Source organism: Streptomyces sp. NPDC014894 (assembly GCF_043080985.1).
In the GTDB taxonomy this organism is placed as follows: Bacteria; Actinomycetota; Actinomycetes; order Streptomycetales; family Streptomycetaceae; genus Streptomyces.
On sequence record NZ_JBIBWD010000002.1, the window covers coordinates 789745 to 808978 of the forward strand.

Annotated in this window: 21 protein-coding genes; 7 read left to right on the top strand and 14 right to left on the bottom strand. The window is 73.7% G+C overall.

Annotation, left to right across the window (positions count from 1 at the left end; translation table 11 throughout):
• Positions 1–12: 12 nt before the first annotated feature.
• Positions 13–1257, bottom strand: a complete 1245-nt coding sequence (locus tag ACF089_RS07375; protein WP_392023048.1) for a cytochrome P450 — start codon at positions 1255–1257, stop codon at positions 13–15.
• A 291-nt stretch (positions 1258–1548) separates the two neighbouring features.
• Here ACF089_RS07375 and ACF089_RS07380 point away from each other — a divergent pair, with 291 nt between their 5' ends.
• From ACF089_RS07380 to ACF089_RS07390, 3 genes are all read left to right on the top strand, one after another.
• Complete coding sequence (locus ACF089_RS07380; RefSeq protein ID WP_392023050.1) at positions 1549–1821, top strand: hypothetical protein; 273 nt, start codon at positions 1549–1551, stop codon at positions 1819–1821.
• Positions 1814–2803: a DUF2637 domain-containing protein gene (locus ACF089_RS07385; protein WP_392023051.1), complete on the top strand. Its 990-nt coding sequence runs from the start codon at positions 1814–1816 to the stop codon at positions 2801–2803. The genes ACF089_RS07380 and ACF089_RS07385 overlap by 8 nt, the downstream gene beginning before the upstream one ends.
• A 75-nt stretch (positions 2804–2878) precedes the next feature.
• Positions 2879–3343 carry an ASCH domain-containing protein gene (locus ACF089_RS07390; RefSeq protein WP_392023053.1) on the top strand — a complete coding sequence of 155 codons (465 nt, stop codon included), beginning with the start codon at positions 2879–2881 and terminating at the stop codon, positions 3341–3343.
• An 83-nt stretch (positions 3344–3426) separates the two neighbouring features.
• Here ACF089_RS07390 and ACF089_RS07395 read toward each other — a convergent pair whose 3' ends face one another.
• The 7 genes from ACF089_RS07395 to ACF089_RS07425 form a co-directional block, all read right to left on the bottom strand.
• Positions 3427–4074: an isochorismatase family protein gene (locus ACF089_RS07395; protein WP_392023055.1), complete on the bottom strand. Its 648-nt coding sequence runs from the start codon at positions 4072–4074 to the stop codon at positions 3427–3429.
• A 171-nt stretch (positions 4075–4245) separates the two neighbouring features.
• Positions 4246–4722: a MarR family winged helix-turn-helix transcriptional regulator gene (locus tag ACF089_RS07400; RefSeq protein WP_392023057.1), complete on the bottom strand. Its 477-nt coding sequence runs from the start codon at positions 4720–4722 to the stop codon at positions 4246–4248.
• Between the two features lie 139 nt (positions 4723–4861).
• Entirely contained in the window at positions 4862–5443 is a 582-nt protein-coding gene (locus ACF089_RS07405) for a short chain dehydrogenase (protein ID WP_392023059.1), read from the bottom strand.
• Between the two features lie 64 nt (positions 5444–5507).
• Complete coding sequence (locus ACF089_RS07410; RefSeq protein ID WP_392023061.1) at positions 5508–5717, bottom strand: ferredoxin; 210 nt, start codon at positions 5715–5717, stop codon at positions 5508–5510.
• Positions 5718–5754: 37 nt separating this feature from the next.
• On the bottom strand, positions 5755–6954 hold the full coding sequence (locus ACF089_RS07415) for a cytochrome P450 (protein WP_392023063.1): 1200 nt from the start codon (positions 6952–6954) through the stop codon (positions 5755–5757).
• A gap of 132 nt (positions 6955–7086) precedes the next feature.
• Positions 7087–7977 (bottom strand): hypothetical protein, encoded by an 891-nt coding sequence (locus tag ACF089_RS07420; protein ID WP_392023065.1) that lies wholly within the window; start codon positions 7975–7977, stop codon positions 7087–7089.
• Positions 7978–8148: 171 nt separating this feature from the next.
• Entirely contained in the window at positions 8149–9210 is a 1062-nt protein-coding gene (locus ACF089_RS07425; RefSeq protein ID WP_392023067.1) for a RidA family protein, read from the bottom strand.
• Between the two features lie 167 nt (positions 9211–9377).
• Between ACF089_RS07425 and ACF089_RS07430 the strand changes: the two genes are divergently transcribed.
• Complete coding sequence (locus ACF089_RS07430; protein ID WP_392023070.1) at positions 9378–9947, top strand: DUF6506 family protein; 570 nt, start codon at positions 9378–9380, stop codon at positions 9945–9947.
• A 66-nt stretch (positions 9948–10013) separates the two neighbouring features.
• Here ACF089_RS07430 and ACF089_RS07435 read toward each other — a convergent pair whose 3' ends face one another.
• The 3 genes from ACF089_RS07435 to ACF089_RS07445 form a co-directional block, all read right to left on the bottom strand.
• Positions 10014–10835, bottom strand: a complete 822-nt coding sequence (locus ACF089_RS07435; RefSeq protein WP_392023071.1) for a lipase family protein — start codon at positions 10833–10835, stop codon at positions 10014–10016.
• Positions 10836–10998: 163 nt separating this feature from the next.
• Entirely contained in the window at positions 10999–12174 is a 1176-nt protein-coding gene (locus ACF089_RS07440; RefSeq protein ID WP_392023073.1) for a DUF418 domain-containing protein, read from the bottom strand.
• 352 nt (positions 12175–12526) lie between these two features.
• A complete protein-coding gene (locus ACF089_RS07445) occupies positions 12527–13489 on the bottom strand; it encodes a DsbA family protein (protein ID WP_392023075.1) in 963 nt (320 codons plus the stop codon).
• A gap of 205 nt (positions 13490–13694) precedes the next feature.
• Here ACF089_RS07445 and ACF089_RS07450 point away from each other — a divergent pair, with 205 nt between their 5' ends.
• Entirely contained in the window at positions 13695–14306 is a 612-nt protein-coding gene (locus ACF089_RS07450) for a TetR/AcrR family transcriptional regulator (RefSeq protein WP_392023077.1), read from the top strand.
• 153 nt (positions 14307–14459) lie between these two features.
• Here the strand turns inward: ACF089_RS07450 and ACF089_RS07455 are convergent, their stop codons facing one another.
• On the bottom strand, positions 14460–15248 hold the full coding sequence (locus ACF089_RS07455) for a DJ-1/PfpI family protein (RefSeq protein ID WP_392023079.1): 789 nt from the start codon (positions 15246–15248) through the stop codon (positions 14460–14462).
• 159 nt (positions 15249–15407) lie between these two features.
• Between ACF089_RS07455 and ACF089_RS07460 the strand changes: the two genes are divergently transcribed.
• A complete protein-coding gene (locus ACF089_RS07460) occupies positions 15408–16412 on the top strand; it encodes a GlxA family transcriptional regulator (protein WP_392023082.1) in 1005 nt (334 codons plus the stop codon).
• 641 nt (positions 16413–17053) lie between these two features.
• Positions 17054–17815 (top strand): class I SAM-dependent methyltransferase, encoded by a 762-nt coding sequence (locus tag ACF089_RS07465; protein WP_392023084.1) that lies wholly within the window; start codon positions 17054–17056, stop codon positions 17813–17815.
• Between the two features lie 54 nt (positions 17816–17869).
• On the opposite strand, the gene ACF089_RS07470 is transcribed toward ACF089_RS07465, so the two are convergent.
• Together ACF089_RS07470 and ACF089_RS07475 are read right to left on the bottom strand one after the other, a co-directional pair.
• Entirely contained in the window at positions 17870–18448 is a 579-nt protein-coding gene (locus ACF089_RS07470) for an SMI1/KNR4 family protein (protein ID WP_392023086.1), read from the bottom strand.
• Between the two features lie 301 nt (positions 18449–18749).
• Positions 18750–19148: an SH3 domain-containing protein gene (locus ACF089_RS07475; protein ID WP_392023089.1), complete on the bottom strand. Its 399-nt coding sequence runs from the start codon at positions 19146–19148 to the stop codon at positions 18750–18752.
• Between the last annotated feature and the right edge of the window lie 86 nt (positions 19149–19234).

Consider the following 19234-nt stretch of genomic DNA (forward strand, 5'->3'; position numbering starts at 1 on the left):
CGGCCGGGGGCCTCAGCCCCCGGCCCGGTCCGCTCCGTCGAGGAACACCGGCAGCGAGGCCACGTCGTTGCCGATGAAGGACCGCCGGTACGGCAGCTCCCGGGGATCGGCCGCGAGCGCGAGCCGGGGGAAGCGGTCGAAGAGGGCCGGCAGCGCCACCGAGGCCTCCAGCCGGGCCAGCGGAGCGCCGAGACAGTAGTGCACACCGTGACCGAAGGCGAGATGCGCCTTGTCCGCCCGGTCGATGTCGAAGTCGGCGGGGTTCTCATGGGTCCCGGGGTCACGGCCGTGCGCCCCGAAACCGATGATCAGCGCGTCCCCGGTCCGGACCACGACCCCGTCGCCGAGATCGATGTCCTCCGTCGCCCAGCGCATGGGCATATGCATGACCGAGGGATGCAGCCGCAGGGTCTCCTCGATCACATCGTCCCACCGCGCCGGATCGGCCAGCGCCGCCGTGAGCGCCCGCCGGTTCGTCAGCAGCTCGCGCACCGCGTGCCCGATGAGGGCGATCGACGTCTGGCTCCCGGCCCCGATCATCAGCTGGAGCGTGGAGTTCTGTTCGTACTCGGTCAGCCGGTCCGTCCCGTCCTCCCCGCCCGCGATCAGCCGGCTGGTCAGATCCTCGCCCGGCTCCAGGCGTTTGGCCGCGAGAAGCCGGCCCGTCGCGCTCATCAGGTCCTCGCGCAGCTCGGCCGACTGCGCCGCGGTGACATCCGTCGCCACCACCCGGTCGAACACCCCGAGCATCGACGCGCGCTGCTCGTCCGGCACACCGAAGAGATCGCAGATCACCCGCGTCGGCACCCGGTGGGCGAACCGCTCGCGCAGATCCACCGGCCCCTCGCCGCGCTCCGCCGCCAGCTCGTCGAGCAGTTCGTCCACCACGGCGTGGACCACTGGCCGCATCGCCTCGATCCGCCGAGGGGAGAACGCGGGCCCGATCAGTCTGCGCAGCCGGGTGTGGTCGCCGCCCTCGGCCGTGAACATGGACTCCGCGTCCACCCACGGGAACAGCCAGGACACCGTGCCCGGCCGATAGCCCGGCAGGGACTTCCGGGCGTCCCGGGAGATGGCCGGATGCGTCAGCAGCTTCTTGATCACATCGCCGCGGGTGACGGACCAGGCTGTCACATCCTCGGGCAGCCCCACCCGTACGGCGGGCCCCGCCGCGCGGAGCCGGTCGGCCTGCTCGTACTGGGGCCTGCCTCCGGTGCTGTCGAGCCTCATGAGGGCGCTGGTGCCGGAGCTGGTCATGCTGTACCTCCTGCGGCGGTCGAGGCGTACGGTGAGGGGGTGTCCTGACCCACCATCCGCCGCGCGCGCCGCCGGCGTCCACGGGTCGGCGCACCTTCGTCCGGGACTCGTCGCCCGGCGCGGCCCGCGCCGAACAGGCCGGATTCGAAGACCGGTTCGCGCGCTCGCTTCTTCTTTTCGTCGTAAAAATCGATCGAATCCCCGGATAAACCGCCCGTGCGGCCTAAAGATATCGCCCAGTTGCTGCACACCAGGGGTGCTGATTCTGTCGTTATTCGGAATATGACGAGAATGAGCACCTCCTCCGCGGTCATCGTGCGCCGCGCTGTCGGACCGGACGCGGTCACCATGGGCGCCTGGGCCTTCGTCGCCGGCGCGGGCGGGGAGGCGATGCTTCAGCGGGAGGGCCGGCGCGTCGAACTGACCTACGCCTCCTCGGTGCTGAAAGACCTGCTCGCGGCGATCGGACAGATCCAGGCCGACTTCCACCGGCTCTCCGGGGCGTCGCCCGACACCTCCGCCGTGACCGGCGACGACTGGAAGGGGAACGCGGTCCGTGTATGACGACTACGACGCCTACGGCCCGGCTCCGGTCCATCCGGACCGGAGCGGATACGTTCCGTGGGACGACGCCTACATTCCCGTTCCCGGTGATCCGATGCCCGATTATCAGCAGGTCGTCCCGGTGGACATGGAGCCCCTGGACTCCGCGTGGGACCCCACCGAGGAACTGGAGCAATTGCTGCAGACCTCGGACGTCCACGAGTTCGAGGCTGTTCCCGGCCATGGTCACGGGCACGGTCCCCACCACCCCGACCCGCGGGGCGAGCATCCGCACCCGGTGATGGCCGGACCGCTCGCGACGGCGGCCCGCAGACCTCCGCCGCCGCCGCACCGACGCCGCCGCAGAGCGCCCGTCCGCAGCCCCCAGGCGATGCTGATGCGGGCCGTCAGCTTCGCCATCGCGGTGGTCGCCGCCGTCGTCGTCTCCATGGTCAGCGCCCTCGGCGTCATGATCGCCCTGGACCCGCTGCGGAGCATCGCCGACCCGCGGATCTCCCAGGGGCTCGTGAGCTGGTGGCCGCTGCTGGTCTACGGCCCCTGGACCGTCGCGTCCCTGTCCATCCTGCGCGCCTCGCTGCACCGCAGACGGGCCGTCCACTCCTGGTCCGTGGTCCTCTTCTTCTCCGCCGTCGCGACCCTGCTCTGTGTCGCGCAGGCCCCGCGCACCCTCACCGACGCCGCGGCCGCCGCACTGCCCTCGCTCGCCGCGCTGGCCTGCTTCCAGCAGCTCGTCCGGCTCATCACCCTGCTCCGCCCGCCGCGCCAGGCCAGCGCGCGCCACCGCCAGCGCACCGTGCCCGTACCGCCGCCCCCGGCCGCCGAGCCGCGTCCGCCCGTGGACGTCCGGACGCCCGCGGACCATCCGGTGAACATCCCGCCCGTCCCGCCCGCCGAACCGGAGGGAACGATCCCGCGCCGACGGCCGCCCGCCGACGGGGTCTTCTCCCGCCCGCAGCCCGTCCGCCGCAGCGGGTTCCACTGATGCGCCGGTCCCCGGCGTCCCCACCTGGTGGAAAAGCCTGTCGAATCGTTCCGCCCGCACCGCTACGGTGGCGGCGTGACGACCGCATCCATCCCCCCTGACCACCTCGCGTCCCTGCCCGTGACCGAGTTCGCCTTCCCCGGGCCGCTGCGCGACCGACTCGTCGCCGCCGTGCTCGACGGAACGAAGACGGCCACCACCGGACTGCTCACCGAGTACGAGCGCGAGGGGGAGCCGCTGCCCCGCGTCGGCGTCCGCTCCACGGTGCCCGACTCCGACGGCCGGACGGTCGCGGTCGTCGAGGTGACCGCCGTACGCGTGGCCCCGCTGGGGGAGGTGGATCTCGCCCACGCCCTCGACGAGGGCGAGGGGCACGCCACCGTGGCCGAATGGCGCGGCGCCCATGAGCGGTTCTGGCACGGGGAGGCGATGCGGGCGGCGCTCGGGGACCCCGGATTCACCGTCGACGACACCACCCCGGTGGTCCTGGAACGCTTCCGGGTCGTCGCCGATCTCCGCCCGGCGGCCCCGCGCCCGTAGGCCGGCCGGACACCCGCGCGACGCACGGCGCGGCCCGCCCCGAGAGGGGACGGGCCGCGCCGTGCGCCCGGCGTGCGCCGCGGTCAGCTTCCGTTGCCGGAGGCGGAGGCGTGGCTCGCGGTCACCGCTCCGTAGAACGGCATCGCGAGGCTGCCGAAGATGTCGGCCGTGCCGGGGCCGCCCGGGTTCTTCCAGTCGCGCAGCAGCTCGGAGATGACGCCGACGGTGCTGTTGAGCGTGGCGCCCGCGTTCTGCAGACGGAACAGGGAGGTCTCCCGCGCCAGGGTGTTGGTGGTGCCGGACGCGTCCAGCACGGAGTGGACGTTGTAGCCCCGGCCCAGGGCGGAGAGGGAGGCGAACATCAGGCAGACGTCGGTGATGACGCCCGCTATCACCAGGTTGGGGCGGTTCATCGCGCGGACGGCCTCGTCGAACGCCGGGTCGTCGAAGGCGTCGACCTCACCGCTGCGGTGAATGATCGGCGTCCCCTGCGGAAGCTCCGCGACCAGCTCCGGCAGCAGGGGGCCGTTGGGACCCTGCGGGGCCGAGGTGGTGGCCACGATCGGCAGGCCGAAGACCTTGGCGGTACGGGCCAGGGCCTGCGCGTTGCGGCGGACCTGGTTCTGGTCGTGGTCCTGCACACCGAGGATCAGACCGCTCTGGTGGTCGACCAGCAGGATGCCCGTGTTCTCCGGGGTCAGCCTGTCGGTCAGGTACGAGTTGCTGCTCATGTCCTCTTCCTTCGAGGTCGGGCCACCGCCGCGGTGGCCGTGGGGAGAGCCTGCGAAGCAGTTTGTTGCTTGCGCATTCATCATAACCACGCCGGTGCGAAACCTGTTCCCGCGTCCTCGGGGAAGTTTCGGCGCCCCGGGCGACCGGGGGAGAAGGGGCCCGGACGGGGATCAGTCGGAGGTGTCGCACTCCCTGGGACCGTCCCCGGCCCGCAGCCGGCCGAGCACCCGGTGCAGCTCCAGCAGCTCGTCCTGCGAGAGCCGGCCGCTGAAGGACCGCTCCACCACCTCGGCATTGGTCCGCACGGCCTCGCGCAGCAGCTTTCGGCCCGCCTCGGTGAGCTGGATCATCGCCCCGCGCTGATCCTCCTCGATCGGCGTACGGGTGACCAGACCGCGCTGCGCCAGCCGGTCGCAGAGCCTGCTGACCGCGCTCTGCGTGAGGACGATCCGCTCCTTGAGGTCCTTGAGCCGGGTGCCCGCGAGCGGGATGTTCACCAGCGCGTCGAACTCGCTCACCGAGAGGCGGTGCCGGTCTCCCAGCTCGCGCTCGATCTCGCGCAGAACCGCGTTGTGGATCTCCATGAACGACCGCCACACCCCGACCTTGAACGGACGGGACACGGTGACGGGATCTGTGCGGGGCATGGCCGCCTCCTCTTTGCGTGCGTACGCAACATTCTCGCAGGGCGGCCCGGAACAGCGCTCCGCCGCCCGGCGCCGGGGCGGCCGAACGGCGGAGCGGTGCGGTGGGGCGGGCGCCGTCCGGCGACCGGCCCGGCCCGGGTCAGGGGCGGAAGACCTCCCCCTGGGCGGCGCCCTCGACGGCCCGCGCGTAGGCCCGGGCGACCTCGGCGGCGGGCGTGCCGCCGTCCGGATCCGCGCCCAGGCCCACCAGGGTCTCCCGGACCCAGCCGGGGCTGATCAGATTGATCCGCAGCCCGCGCGGAAGCTCGTTCGCCGCGTGCCGGACATAGCCCTCCAGCCCGCTGTTGATCAGCGCGCCCAGCGATCCGCCCCGCAGCCCGGCGGGGACGGCGCCGCCCGTCAGGGTGATCGAGCCGTGGTCGCGCAGCCGCGTCGCGGCCCGCCGCGCCAGCGCCACCTGGCCGAACAGCTTGCCCCGGGCGCCGGCCGCCATCTCCTCGTCCGTCGTGTCCGGCCCCGTCAGCGGCCCCGAGGCGGCGCAGCACACCACCGCGTCGAGTCCGCCCACCGCGTCGAAGAGCGCGTCCAGGGAGGACGGGTCCTCCAGATCCGCCCGTAACGCCCCGCCGCGCGAAGCGCCGATCACCCGATGGGAGGTTCCCAGCGCGCGGACGACAGCGCTCCCGATGGTGCCCGTCGCACCCACGATCAATATGTCCATGGCGTCGAGCATGCCATCGGCGGCGCGGGCCGGCGGGGGAACGGCCGGGAGGGAGCGGGCCCGGTCAGGGCCGCCCGGGCCCGTCCTCCCCGGTGCTGATCGCCCGGACCGGGCAGACCCGGGCCGCCTCGCGCACCCCGTCGGCGACGGGACGGCCCGCCGCCCCGGGCAGCAGCTCGCTCAGCCCGTCGTCGTCCTGGGTGAACACCTCCGGGGCGGTCAGCGCGCACATCCCCGCCCCGATGCAGACGTCCTTGTCGACCTCGATCCGCATGACTCCCACCTCTCAGCCGGTCCGCGCCGCGCCGGTGTCACCAGGCGACGGGCAGTTCCACCATTCCCTGGAGGGTGTCGCCCGGTTTGAACGGCACCCGGTCGGCGGGCAGCGTCAGCCGCAGTCCGGGCAGCCGGACGAAGAGCGACCGCAGCGCGATCTCCATCTCGGCGCGGGCCAGATTCTGACCCAGACACTGGTGCACGCCGTAGCCGAAGCCGACATGGTGCCGGACCGGGCGGTGCCAGTCCAGATCGTCCGGCGCGGGGAAGGCGTCCGCGTCCCGGTTGATCACCGAGTTGGTGAACACGACGCCGTCGTTCGCGCGGATCGTCCCACCGCCCTCGACCTCGATGTCCTCCAGGGCCACCCGGAGCATGCCGTCCACGATCGAGAGGAACCGCATCAGCTCGTCGACCGCCGCGGGCATCAGCGACTCGTCGGCCCGCAGCTCGGCGAGCCGCTCCGGATGCTGCAACAGCGTGAAGACCCCGAGCGAGATCATGTTGGCGGTGGTCTCGTGCCCCGCGACGAGCAGCACCAGCGCCATGGCGACCAGCTCCTCGCGGTCCCGCCGGCCCTCCGCCCGCTGCCGCCGCACCAGCTCGTCCAGGAGCTGCCCGCCGTCGGCGGGTCCGGCGAGCCGCTCGTCGACCAGCCCGCCCAGATACTCCTCCAGATCGGTGCGGGCCCGCTGGGTGTCCGCCACCGTAGGCCCGCGCAACAGCCTGCGGGAATGCGCCTCGAAGGATTCGTGGTCGGCGTAGGGCACCCCGAGCAGATCGCAGATCACCGTGGAGGGCACCGGCAGCGCGAAGTCGTTCACCAGCTCGGCGGGCGGCCCCTGCGCCACGAGCGCGTCGAGCAGCCGGTCCACCGTCCCCTGGATCAACGGCCGGAGCCCGGCCACCCGTTTGAGGGTGAAGCCGGGGATCAGCATCCGGCGCTGGGCGTTGTGCTCGGGGTCGTCGTAGCCCAGCAGGGCGACCCGCCGCCTGCCGCGCGGGACGGCGAAACGCGCCTGGGTGATCGGGAAGGCCGTGTTCTCCCGGTCGGTGGAGAGCCGGCCGTCCGCCAGCAGCCGCCGGGCGAGGGCGTGTCCGGTGACCGCCCACACCGAGCGTCCGTCGTACAGCGTCACGCGCGTGAGGGGACCCGCCTCGCGCAGCGACTCGTACGCGACGGGGGGTGCGTAGGGGCAGACACGGCTCTGGGGGAAGGCGACGGTTTCCTTCATCGTGATCCTCACGGAGATGGGATTCCTGTGTGCCGCCCCCCACTTCATGCCTTATGCAACTATCGCGTCTACGCACAGTTCGGCCAAAAACCCACCGGCCCCCGGCGCGTCGGACCACCCGCCCCTCCGCCCTTACGCGCAGCCCCCGCCCCGGACGGCCGGCCAGGCCTCCACCCCCCTCGGGGTCCGCACGTACGCCTTCGCATCGTCGGCCGCCATCCACAGCTCCCAGCGGTTCAGCCGCCGGCCGGTGTCCCGGGCGTCGCCGGGCATGGTCACGTCCGCCTCGTAGCGCGAGGTCAGCATCTCCTCGGGGAGGACTCCGTCCGGATCCCGCCCGTACGAACGGCGCTCCGGCTCCGCGCCCACCTGCAGGAAGTGCGCCTTCTGCCAGTCGCAGTGCTCCGGACCCGCGCCGCTGCTCAGCTCGGCGACAGGCACCCGCCGACCGTCGCGGTCGGTCCAGACCTCGTACCCCTTCGACTCGGCGAAGCCGGCCGGCAGCTCCGCCGGATCGCACCAGGCGGTGGTCTCCGGACCCCAGCCCGGCCGGTTCGGCCGGTCCTTGGCGACGATCACGGCGACCTTGGTCCTGCCCTTCACATCGAGGGAGTAGAGCACCCGCTCCCCCTCGGTCCGTTCCACGCGGTAGCCGGACTGCGGCAGATCGGGCTGCTCGATCTCGAAGAACAGCTTCAGCCCCTCCTCCGGGGTGCCGCCGCCGTCCCCCTCGCTCCAGGGCTCGGAGGGCCCGCCGCCGTAGAGCCTCGCCGCGCACTCCACCGCCCGCCCGGCCGCCCCCGTCCCCCAGGTCGCCGGATCGTGCTCCGTCTCGCTGCCGTCCACCCTGCCCTTCGCCCGGTCCGCCACCCACAGCGGACCGGGGTACGGCGAGGGCGCGGGCGACGAGCCCTCGATCACCGGGCTCCTCCCGCCGTCCTTCGCCCCGTCGTCGGCCCCGCACCCCACGGGCCCCGCCGCGAGCACCAGCCCGGCCAGCACGCCCGTCCCGACTCTGCGCATATGTCCCACCCCTGTCCGTGACTCCGGCATAGTGCCGCTCGGACGTGCGGGGCGCCGGAGCGGTTCCGGGACGCCGCGTGATGGCCGTGCGCCGGGGTTTCCGCGCCCGGCGCACCGGGAGTCCGGGCCCGGCGGGCGGTGCGCCGCCGGGCCCGGACTCCGGGCCGCACCTCACCAGTCGGTGAGGTCCACCACGCGGTCGCAGTGCGGATCGGCCGCGTCCGGCCCCGCCCGCTCCTCCTCGGTCATCAGCGCCGGCAGCGCCGCGACCAGGGCGGTGATCGCCCCGGACGGCCGTACATCGGCGGCGGTCACCCCGGGCACGCCCCTGACCCCGGTGTAGAGCCGCAGCCGGTCCCGCGCCAGGAAGAGGAACCCGCGCAGCCGCAGGGCCGGCCATTCCTCGGCCTCCGGGCCGGCGACGCCGCGCAGGATCGCCAGGGCGTTGTCGTCGGGAGTGGCCCGGCCCACCTCGAGGGCGGCGGGATCGACCCGGACGAGGGCCATGCCCATCACCGTGTCCACCCGGCTGCTCGGCCAGATGTGGGTGCGGGTGCACAGGGCGCGCACGATGCCGGTGATGTCGCCCGGCGGGAGCAGACCGTCGCCCGCGCGCAGCGGAATCTCATGGGCGAGCAGCCGGTCGCCCGGGGTGCGGGCCTTTCGGCGACCGGTGACGATCCGGACGGCCTCGACGGACGGCGGAGCGGGGAGCACGCCCCGGACGTACTGGGAGCGCCCGACCGGGGCGCGCAGGTGGGGGAGGAGCAGGCGGGCGATCTCCGCCTGGAGTTCGGCGATCTCCTCGTCCTCGGGGAGTTCGGTCACGACCGGGGCGGACGCGTCGACGACGGCGTCGATCTCCACCTCGACCAGCCACGCGGGGTCGATGAAACCGGAGACCTCGACGAAGGTGCACGCGGGGCGGATCGCGGCGAACCACTCCCCGTGGGCCCGCGCGGCCTCCTTCCACCGGGTGATGTCCGTGAGCATCACCCGGGTACGGACGACGTCCCGCCGCGACGCTCCCGCCTCCGTCAGCGCGCGCTCGGCCACCTCCAGACATCGCGCCGTCTGGGCGTGGACGTCGCCGAGCCCCACCGTCGCGCCGTCGTCCCCCAGCGGAGCGGTGCCCGCGACGGCGACCTGGGCCCCGGCGCGGACCGCCCGGGAGAATCCGATCCGCGGCTCCAGCGGCGAGCCCGAGCCGACCTTCCGGCGTATGTCGTCCATCGCGTCATCGTCGCAGACCCCGTCCGCCGACTGCCGTGCGAGGCAAGGGAGTCGGGGCCCTCGGCGGGGCCGCGCACCGGCTCGCGCGGGGAACATTCCGGCCGCGATCCGGCGTTGAACGGGACACGGGCGCCGGAGTGGCCGACGCCGCCGGAGCGGAGAGAGCCATGACCGATCACCGCGCGATCATCTACGCGGGGGAGGCGAGCGAGCCCGTGCGCACGGGCGGGACGGTCCTCGTCACCGCGCCGTCCCCGGCCGCCGCCGCCCGGCTCGCGGCCGACCTGGTCGACGGGGGAGTCGACACCATCGAGCTGTGCGGGGCGACCGGACTGCCCTGGTCGGCCGCGGTCGAGGCGGCGGTGGCGGGCCGCGCCCGCGTCGGCGCGGTGCTGTTCGGCTTCGAGTCGCTCACCCAGGTCGCCCGCTACAAGGAGCGGGCCGTCGCGGGCGAGGCGCTCACCGCGCTCTTCCTCCATGTGCGGGAGGGAGCGGATCCCGCGGTGGACCGGCTGGAGCGCCGGGAGGGCGGCTCCCGCGTGCTCTTCGTCGCGATTCCGGACGCGGGAGCGGGAGCCGCCGTGGCCGCCGGACTCGCGGACGAGGTTCAGCTGGTGGAGTTGTACGGAGGGTTCGCGCCGCACGAGGCGGCCGCGGTGATCGAGGCCGTCGGGGAGCGGGTCCCCGTGGGCGTCGCCGTCCACGCCAGGGCCCCGGGGCCCGCCCCCGCCGTCTGACCGCCCGCCGCTCCCGGCGCGCCGGGCACATCGGTCGCTCCGGTCGCTCCCGGCGGGGTGGGCGGCTCATCCGAGGTTCCGCTCCAGAGCCGTGATGTAGCGGCCCATGAGGTGGTCCCGCACACCGTCGGAGGCCGGGGCGAACAGATCCGCGGTCAGTCCCTTCACCCGGTCGGACAGCGCCTCCAGGCGCGGCATGGAACCGCGCAGCCGGCCGGCGGAGTCGATGTACCGCAGAGTCGCCGCATGGGTGTACACGGGCTCGGGCGGCAGCCGCGGCACGATGTCGTTGTTGTTGACGTACCGGTGCAGCCGGTCCTTGAACTCCTTGTCGCAGGCTGCGGCGAGGATCCGGTCGCAGGTGCGCGGCTGCCCGAAGGTGTGGATCCCGTCGGCGCGCAGTCCGGGCTCCTCCAGGAGCGTCCGGCAGCCCGCGAGCATGGCGAGCGCGCCGCCGAGGCTGTGCCCGGTGAACCACACGGTCTGCTCGTTGTCCCGGAGTTCGGCGAGGGCCTGCCGGACCGAGGGGAAGACGGAGTCGAGCGCCCGCCCGAAGCCGTGGTGGACATACCCGGTCCTGGCCGGGCCCGGCCACGGCGGGGTGCTCGCGTCCGAGAGCCGGTCGCGGATCCTGGCCGGCTCCGTGCCCCGGAAGGCGGTGACGATCATGTGCTCGCTCGCGAGCGTGTACGCCTGGGTGTCCGCCGGCGGAAACGGCGGGGTGAGGCGCGAGCGGTGATGCCGTACGGCCCCGAACCTCCAGGCCGCGGCCTCGCGTTCGACGGTCGCCTCGTCCTGGTGGGCGAGATCCGAGGCGCGGGCCATCCAGTAGGCGTGGTGGGGGCTGTGCTCGGTGGCGCGGTGGTCGATCGCGGACGGCGTGGACACGGGGCGGCTCCTGGCGGGACGGGGCGTTCCCCCGCGCGGGGGAACGGACGGCGAACATCCACAACGAGCCGCCTCCGTACGGGGCAACGGGCGCGGCGCGATCCCGGCCCGCCGGGTCACCCGGCCGGCGGGCGTGCCGCCGGCCGGGCGAGGGGCGCGGCGTTCAGCGCCGCAGCGCCCACCGCTGGACCGACTCCAGCGGGCCCGCCCGGAAGCGCCGCAGCCACAGCGCCGAGCCGATCATGAGTCCGGCGCACACGACAGCCCACAGACCGATCACCCACCACGGACGCCACGACGCGTCGAGCCGGTGCGCGAGGCCCAGGCCGATGCCGTACGCCACGAGCACGCAGGCCACGTTCTGCAGGACATAGCCCGACAGGGCGGTCCGGCCGACACAGGTCAGACCGTGCAGCAGCGGGCCCGGCCGGCGTACCCGGTCCACCAGCGCGCCGATCAGCCCCAGGTAGCCGAGCGCGGTGAGCGGCCCGCCGACGTACCGGTCCAGCAGGAACAGCTCCGGACCCGCCAGCGAGGCGAACAGGCTGATCGGCAGCCCGAGCCCCAGACCCCAGACGAGCAGCCGGGCGCGGATGCGGCGACCGGCGGCGTCGTCGCCGAACGCGCCGGCCCGGAAGAGCCGTACGCCCAGCAGGAAGAGGAAGACCATCAGGAAGATCGACAGCACCGGTTCCATCCGGAGGGCGAGCGCGTTCTCCAGCCGGAACGCGATCTGGTCCAGATAGCCGCCGTGCGCGTACAGATCCCTCACCTCGCGGGAGACCCCGGTGTCCGTCAGCGGCGCCCCGGCCGCCAGCACGATCGTCAGCACACCCATCACCGCGAGATGGATTCCCGCCGCCGCCCACATCACCCGGCGCTGGACCGTCCGGCTGCGGGCCAGCAGCCAGGCCACGAACAGGGCGGTGACCGCGTACCCCATCAGCACGTCCCAGGCGAAGACGAGGACGAAGTGCAGCGCCCCCTCGGCCAGCAGGAACAGGGCGCGCCACCGGTAGCGGCCCGGCCAGGGCTCGCCCCGGCGGGCGGCCGATCCGTACTGGATGGCCAGGCCGACGCCGAACAGCAGGGTGAGCAGGGACAGGAACTTCCCGTTCGCCAGCAGCCGCATCAGGCTCTCGACCGCGTCCGGGAAGGACCCGAACGAGGTCTCGGACATGCCGCTGACGAGAATCCCCCACTCCGCGCCGGGACTGGTGAAGATCCAGACATTGGTCATCAGCGTCCCGAGGATCGCCGCCCCCCGCAGCACATCGAGAAGCGGGAGACGGGTCCGTGTTCCGGACGCCGGGGTCGTCGAGGTCAAGGTCTCGGTCATATGTTCATCGTCTCGGCGCCTTCGTCCCATCTCCTCATGACCAGAGACGAACGGGCGGTACACCGAAGGATGTATCCCCCCTCGGGGAAATTCGTCCTGCCGTCACCGGCCGACCGGACCCGTACCGGTGCGACGGAGTCCGCGCCCGGTCCGGGACCCGGCGGTCCGGGCGCGGCCACACCGGAGGCCGGTCGGGCCCCGGGCCGCCGCCCGCCGGACGGGCGCGGACCGGGTGCGGGCCAGTCGCGGGCCGGGCGCGGTCTCCCGCGCGGAGACGAAACGGCTCCCGGACGGCGAACCGAGCCGAGCCGAACGGTCTGAGCCCCTGCCCGCACGGGACACCGCCCCGGCGTCACCCCGGCGACGAGGCCGCCGCCAGTCGCAGATGCGGACGAGCCTCCTCGCCAAGCCCCTGGCGCTCCAGGGTCCGGCCGAGCAGAAGCCGCAGATACGCGTCGTCGGGCGTCTCGGAGACCAGCGGCTCCAGCGCGCTCCTGGCCCGGTTCAACTGGGCGGAGGCGAAGTAGGCGCGGGCCGCGAGGGTCCGTACGCCCCGGTCGTCGCCGAAGGCGTCCTGCAGCGGACGGAGCAGCGTCAGCGCCCCGAGCGGATCGCGCTGGTCCATCAGGGACTCGGCCCGGCGCAGACGCTCCACCTCGGCGGGCGCGGGCCGCTCCCGCTCTCCCGTACGCAGGAAGTCTCCTATGCTCTCCGGCGACTGCGCGCCCGCCAGCGCGCGGCCGCCGACCACGATCGTGGGAGAGGTGCGCACCCGGCGCGCCCTGCCCTCCAGCAGCAGCTCGCGGACGAGCGCCTCGCCCGCGTCGCCGTCCAGCAGGGCCGCGCCCGCCGGGAAGCCCGCCGCCGACGCCAGCTCGCCGAGCACGGCCCGGTCGCTGATGTCCCGCTCCTCGATGAAGAACGCCCGCATGATCCGCTCGACCACCGCGTCCTGGAGCACTGGGCCGCCGTGCTCCTGGGCGAGGGCGATGAGCCGGTGCGCGTCATGGCTGTCGGCGCGCCAGGCCGCTCCCCAGCGCGGGCCCAGTCCCTCGGCCGCGGCCACCTCGGACATCCGCACCCGGTTCTCCGCCGGGGTGAGGCCGGGGGCGCAGGCCCGCAGCGCCTCGTCCATGAGGGGGTCGCGCAGCGCCTCCTCCAGCGGGATCGCCCGCGCGGGGGCCGTCGGGTCGATCCTGAAGGGACGCCACACCACCGAGGCCTCCGTGCCCAGTCCGGCGAGCGCCCGCTCCAGCCGGCGCTTCCCGATGTACGCCCATCCGCAGACGACGTCCGCCCAGATCTCGATTCGCATGACAGAAGACTAAGCGACATCTGTCGAATAGGCAACGGGTGTTGGTTAGTTGGCTGCGGAGACCGCCGACTCGCCGTGCGGAACGGGCCGTTCGGGCGGATGGCGCGTACCGCACCTCCGGCGGGCGGTCCGCCTCCCGAACACCCTTCGGCGACTGCCGTCGTTTACCCGTCGGCCGTCGCGCAGTCGCCGGTACTCTGGGGCGATGCCGATACCGAAGAACGCAGCCGCCGAGCGGATGGACCCTCGTGTGCGGCGGACCCGGGCCCTGTTGCGCGAAGCCGCGCTGCAGCTCGCGGCCGAACGGGACGTCGAACTCCTGACCATCGCCGACATCGCGGCCCGCGCGACGGTGAACCGGGCCACCGTCTATCAGCACTACCGGGACCGGGACGCCCTGCTCCTGGACGCCATGGAGGAGGAGATCGGCCGCCTGGCGCACGCCGCCGCCCGGTGTCCGCTGACCCGGCCCGCCGACCGCACCCCGGTCGAACTGACCGATCTCTTCGGCCATGTCGAGGCGAACGCCACCCTCTACCGGCGCATGCTCGGCCCGGGCGGCGCCGCCCGGTTCATCAACCGGCTGCGCGAGCTGCTGGCCCGCGAGGTGGCCGGTCAGCTCGGCAGCGACGACGCCGACGGGCCGGAGGAGTCCGGTCCGGCCCGGGAGCTGCACGCGCACTACGTCGCGGGCGCGTTCGTGGGGGTCTTCACGGCATGGGTGTCCATGCCCGTGCGCCCCTCCGCCGCCGAAGCGGCCCAGGAGGTCTGGCGCGTGCTGCGGGGCGCGCCGGCGGCCGGCCCGGCGGAGACCTGACCGCCGCCGGCGACGAGGTCCGAGGGCCACGCGGCGGCGGTCAGGCCCGGCCGGCACGGAGACGAACCTGCGCCCCGACCGCCGCCGACGGCCATCGGCCGACCCGAGCCCGGGCCGCCCGATCGTCGCTCAGCCCCTCAGCCCCTCAGCCCCTCAGCCCCTCAGCCGGGCCAGCAGCCCGGGATGGTCCGCGAGCGCCCGCTTCAGCAGTGCGTCGGCGAACGGCGCGTGGTTCTCGACCCCGGCCGCCGCCCAGTCGATGGGCCCGAAGGGCGGCTCGGGGTCGTACTCGATCATGAGCTGGACCAGCCGCGCCGTGTCGTCGCCCGCCAGCCGGCTCACCAGCTGAAGCGCCATGTCGATACCGGCCGACACCCCGGCGGCGGTGACGATCCGCCCGTCCTCGACCCAGCGCTCGGCGACCGGCGTCGCGCCGAACTCGGCGAGCAGCCTCCGGAACATCCAGTGGCTGGTGGCCCGCCGCCCCTCCAGCAGCCCGGCCGCGCCCAGCAGCAGCGAACCGGTGCACACCGAGCCGACGACCTCGGCCCCCTCCGAAGCCCGGCGCAGCCGCTCCAGCAGGGTCTCGTCGGCCATGGCGGCCAGGGTGGGCACGAGCCCGCCGGGCACGATCAGCACCTCCGGGTCGGGAACCTCGTCGAAGGTGTGGCTCGGCACCACCGAGAGCGCGGTGTCCGTGCCCATCGGCTCCTTCCGCTCGCCGACCACCACCGTCCGGAAGCCCGGGGCGAGGTCGGACAGCACGGCGCAGATCTGCAGCGGGCCGACGAGATCCAGGGGAGTGATCCCCGGGTACGCCACGAAGGCGATGGTCCGCACCGGCGTTCCGGATCCGGCGGCCGCGGGCCCGGCCGACTCCTCGGGGCGGGGGTGCGCGGGAGCGTCCTGCTGCGGGGAGTGAGGGGATGCGGGCGCGGTCATGACGGGCCTCCTGGCTCTCGTACGGCGGTCGGTGACGCGGCGCGAACGCCGCGAGACCGACCGTTCCGCCTCGCCCCGCCGGGGGCAACATCCCCGCCGCCCACTGTCCGAAATCCTGCGATCCATGTCATACGGACACCACGGCGTAGAGTGCCGGACATGGCGACGACACTCCGGCATGTGGTGATCATCGGCTACGACCGGGCCGAACTCCTCGACATCGCCTGTGTGGCCGACACCTTCGACATCGCGACCCGCACGGGCGCGGCGAGCGGCTACCGGGTCACCCTGGCGACCCCGGACGGCCGTCCGGTCACCTGCTCCTCCGGGCTGGTGCTGGCCGGGCAGACCTCGCTGGAGAAGATACGCGGCCCCGTGGACACCGTCGTGGTCTCCGGCGGGCTCGGCCACGGCGCCGCAGCGCGGGACGCCCGCCTGGTGGAGCAGGTGCGCCGGATCGCCGCCCTCAGCCGCCGGGTCGCCTCGGTCTGCACCGGGGCGAGCGTGCTGGCCGCGGCGGGACTGCTCGACGGACGGCGCGCCACCACGCACTGGGCGTTCGCCCGCGACCTCGCCGCGGAACACCCCGCCGTCGAGGTGGACCCCGGCCCCCTCTACATCCGCGACGGAGCCGTCTGCACCTCGGCCGGGGTGACCAGCGCGCTCGACCTCACCCTCGCGCTGGTCGAGGAGGACCACGGTCCGGAACTCGCCCGGTCCGTCGCCCGGACGCTGGTGACGCACGCGCAACGACCCGGCGACCAGGCCCAGATCAGCGCGTTCGTCGACGACTCGCCGCCACGGCACGGCGCCGTGCACCATCTGGTGCGGCATATCGCCGGACACCTCGCCGACGATCTCGGCACGGAGGCGCTCGCCGCCCTGGCCTCGGTCAGCGAACGCCATCTGAACAGGCTCTTCACCGACCACCTCGGCCGAACCCCGGCCCAGTACGTCCGGGAGGCCCGGGCCGAGGCCGCCGAGCGGCTCCTCGTCACCACCGAGCTTCCGCTGCCCGCCGTGGCGGTCCACTGCGGCTTCCGCTCGACCGAGACCCTCCGCCAGGCGTTCCTCGCCCACTACGGAACGACGCCCTCCAGCCATCGCGCGGCCCACCGCCGCCGTACGGCCCGGGCCGACGGGGGAGCCGGCGGCCGTACCTGACAGGGGGAACGGCCCGTTTCCCGCGCCGTCCATGGGCGGCCGGGACCGCCGATCCGCCGCGCCCAAGAGCGGGCGGTCATACGGCGAGTACGGCCAGGTCTTAGCGCTCCGAGACGGGACGGGCCCCGCCCCGCGAGCCCGGGGCGGGCGTCGGCCCCCAGACGCCGCAGCCCCTCGTCGAACGCCGCCGCGTCGAAGCGCCCCGACCGTATCGGAAGGGCCTCCGCGACGCCCCCGCGCAGCGCACCGACGGATGGGTACTGACCCGCCGGGCGCGGACGGGCACCGGCGCGGAGAGACCGACCCCGACCACGATCCGCGCGCCCGGCCGGCGGTCCGTCGCCGCGCGGAACACGCCCGTCGCCGCCCCGACCTCCACCACCTCCGGCGAGGCGGCCCCGCGAAGGAGCCGATCGGATCCGCCCGGTCGAGAGGCGACCGCTCGGGCATTCCGTAGAAGCCGCGAGCCGCTCGTCCTCGTGGACCCCGCTCATGCCCCGTATCCCGCGCCCGCCCTCTGGGAACAAGGCCGTCTCCGCTTCCCCCGGCCGCCGGGCGCTGTGCGTGCGGCCCGATCGGCGGCGGCCGTGCGGCGGTCCTATCGAGTGCCCGCGAGACCGGCGGCCTGCGAGGATTGCGCCATGAGCCGCACCTTCGACGAACTGATCTCCGAGGCCGCGTCGGTCTCCGTGGACGGATGGGACTTCTCCTGGCTGGACGGCCGCGCCGTGGAGGAGCGCCCCTCCTGGGGGTACGCCCGGGCGATGGCCGGCCGGCTGGCCCGGGCGTCCGCCGCGCTCGACCTCCAGACCGGCGGTGGCGAGGTGCTCGCCGAGGCGCCGGTGTTCCCGCCGCTCATGGCGGCCACGGAGTCCTGGCCGCCGAACGTGGCCAGGGCGACCGCGCTGCTGCATCCGCGCGGCGCCGTGGTCGTCGCGGCGGAGGACCGGCCTCCGCTGCCCTTCGCCGACAACGCGTTCGACCTGGTGGTCAGCCGCCATCCGGTGACCGTGTGGTGGGAGGAGATCGCCCGGGTGCTGCGGCCCGGGGGCGTCTACTTCTCCCAGCAGGTCGGCCCGGCCAGCGTCTTCGAACTGGTCGAGTACTTCCTCGGCCCCCAGCCGCCCGAGGTCCGCCGGGCGCGGCACCCGGACGACGCCCGGGCCGGGGCCGAGGCCGCCGGTCTCCTGATGACGGATCTGCGCGCGGAGTCGCTGCGCACCGAGTTCCACGACATCGGAGCGGTGGTCTACTTCCTGCGCAAGGTCGTCTGGATGGTGCCCGGCTTCACGGTCGACCGGTACCGCGACCGGCTGAAGGCCCTCCACCGGAGGATTCAGGACGAGGGGCCCTTCGTCGCGCACACCGCCCGGCTCCTGGTGGAGGCCCGTAAACCGGAGTGAGCGCGGTCCGGTCGCCGCGCCCTGCGGCCCTCCGCGTGCGGACCGCGGGAGCCCCTACCCGTCCCGCTGCGGACCGAACCAGGACTCGTGCGGGCCGCCCGCCGGCCAGCGTTCCAGCAGCAGCGGCCCCGGGTAGTGGGCGGAGCTGTCGGGGCCGACCATGTCGTCGCCGTCCAAGTACCGGCGGAACCAGGTGGAGAAGCTCATCCGGTAGCCGTAGAAGTCCTGCTCGTCCGCGTCGCAGCTGAGAATGCGGCACGGCTCGGTCTTCCCCGCCGGAGCGAGGAAGACATAGTCGCCCCGGTCGTTCTGGCACAGCGGCGTCATTCCCTCCGCGCCGCCGAACAGCGGGCCGGTCGACTCGTATCCGGGGCAGAGGACGTCCTCTTCGAAGACGACCTCCTGGAAGGTGCTGATGGTCTGCTTCATGAAGCGCAGCAGCGTCCCCGGTGCGGCGGGATGGTCGAAGTGCATTCCGTTCACCTGGATCGGCGCGTAGGCGTCGACAAAGGTCTTGTAGTCGTCCGGCAGCACCACCTCCAGCTCATCTTCCAGGGCTTCCCACGCGGCCGGGTCGGCATGACGCCCGTCGGGTTCGCCCATCATGGCGAACAGGGCCTGCAAGTCGTCCACTTCGCGCACCTCCGTGTTCCTCGCGTACTCCCGCGTGCTCCGTGTCCCGCGGGCTTCCGGGGCGGAGCGAGCGCCTCGACGGCACGCGCTGCGACACTCCACCCGCCCTTGCGGACTTCGCCGCTCCGGATTCGGTTCCGGTGATCGGCCGAACGGGCGACGCGATCGCGCGCCGTGCCCGCCTCGTCCGCCACGCGCGCCGTGGTCGACGGCGAGGGGCGGCCCGATCGGTGGGAGACGCGCCGACGGGAGCGGCCCCAGCGGCCCGCTCCCGTCGGCATCACGCGGTGATGGCCTCAGCTCAGCACCGGTTGTCCGGGTGCACGGAGCCGCCGTCGTCCAGTCGCTCGTTGTAGACCCAGCCCTCGTAGTTGGTGTTGTCCACCCGTACATGGGTCCACTTGTTGCCCGCGGCGTTCGTCACCCAGCAGTGGTACTGCATCACGACCGCGGTGCCCACCTCGTACGCCACCGCGCAGTCCGCGCTGGGTCCGACCCTGATCAGCGCGCTGGCGCCCTTCGGGGTCCCCTTGCCCGGCGACTTGTTCGACCAGGCGGGGTTGGGACACGCGGCCGATCCGGTGTCGGCGGCGCCGGCCGCGGGCGCGGCCACGGTGAGCGTCGCCCCCGCCAGCAGGAGCGATGCGGCGACCGAGGTGAACAGCTTGGTGGTGCGAGTGAGCGAATACGGTGAATTCAACGAATTCCCCTCTTGCTCCATGGGCGGCCCGTCCGGCCGCCCGGGTTGATCTGAGCATGACGTACACGAGGATGGATTCGGGCTGC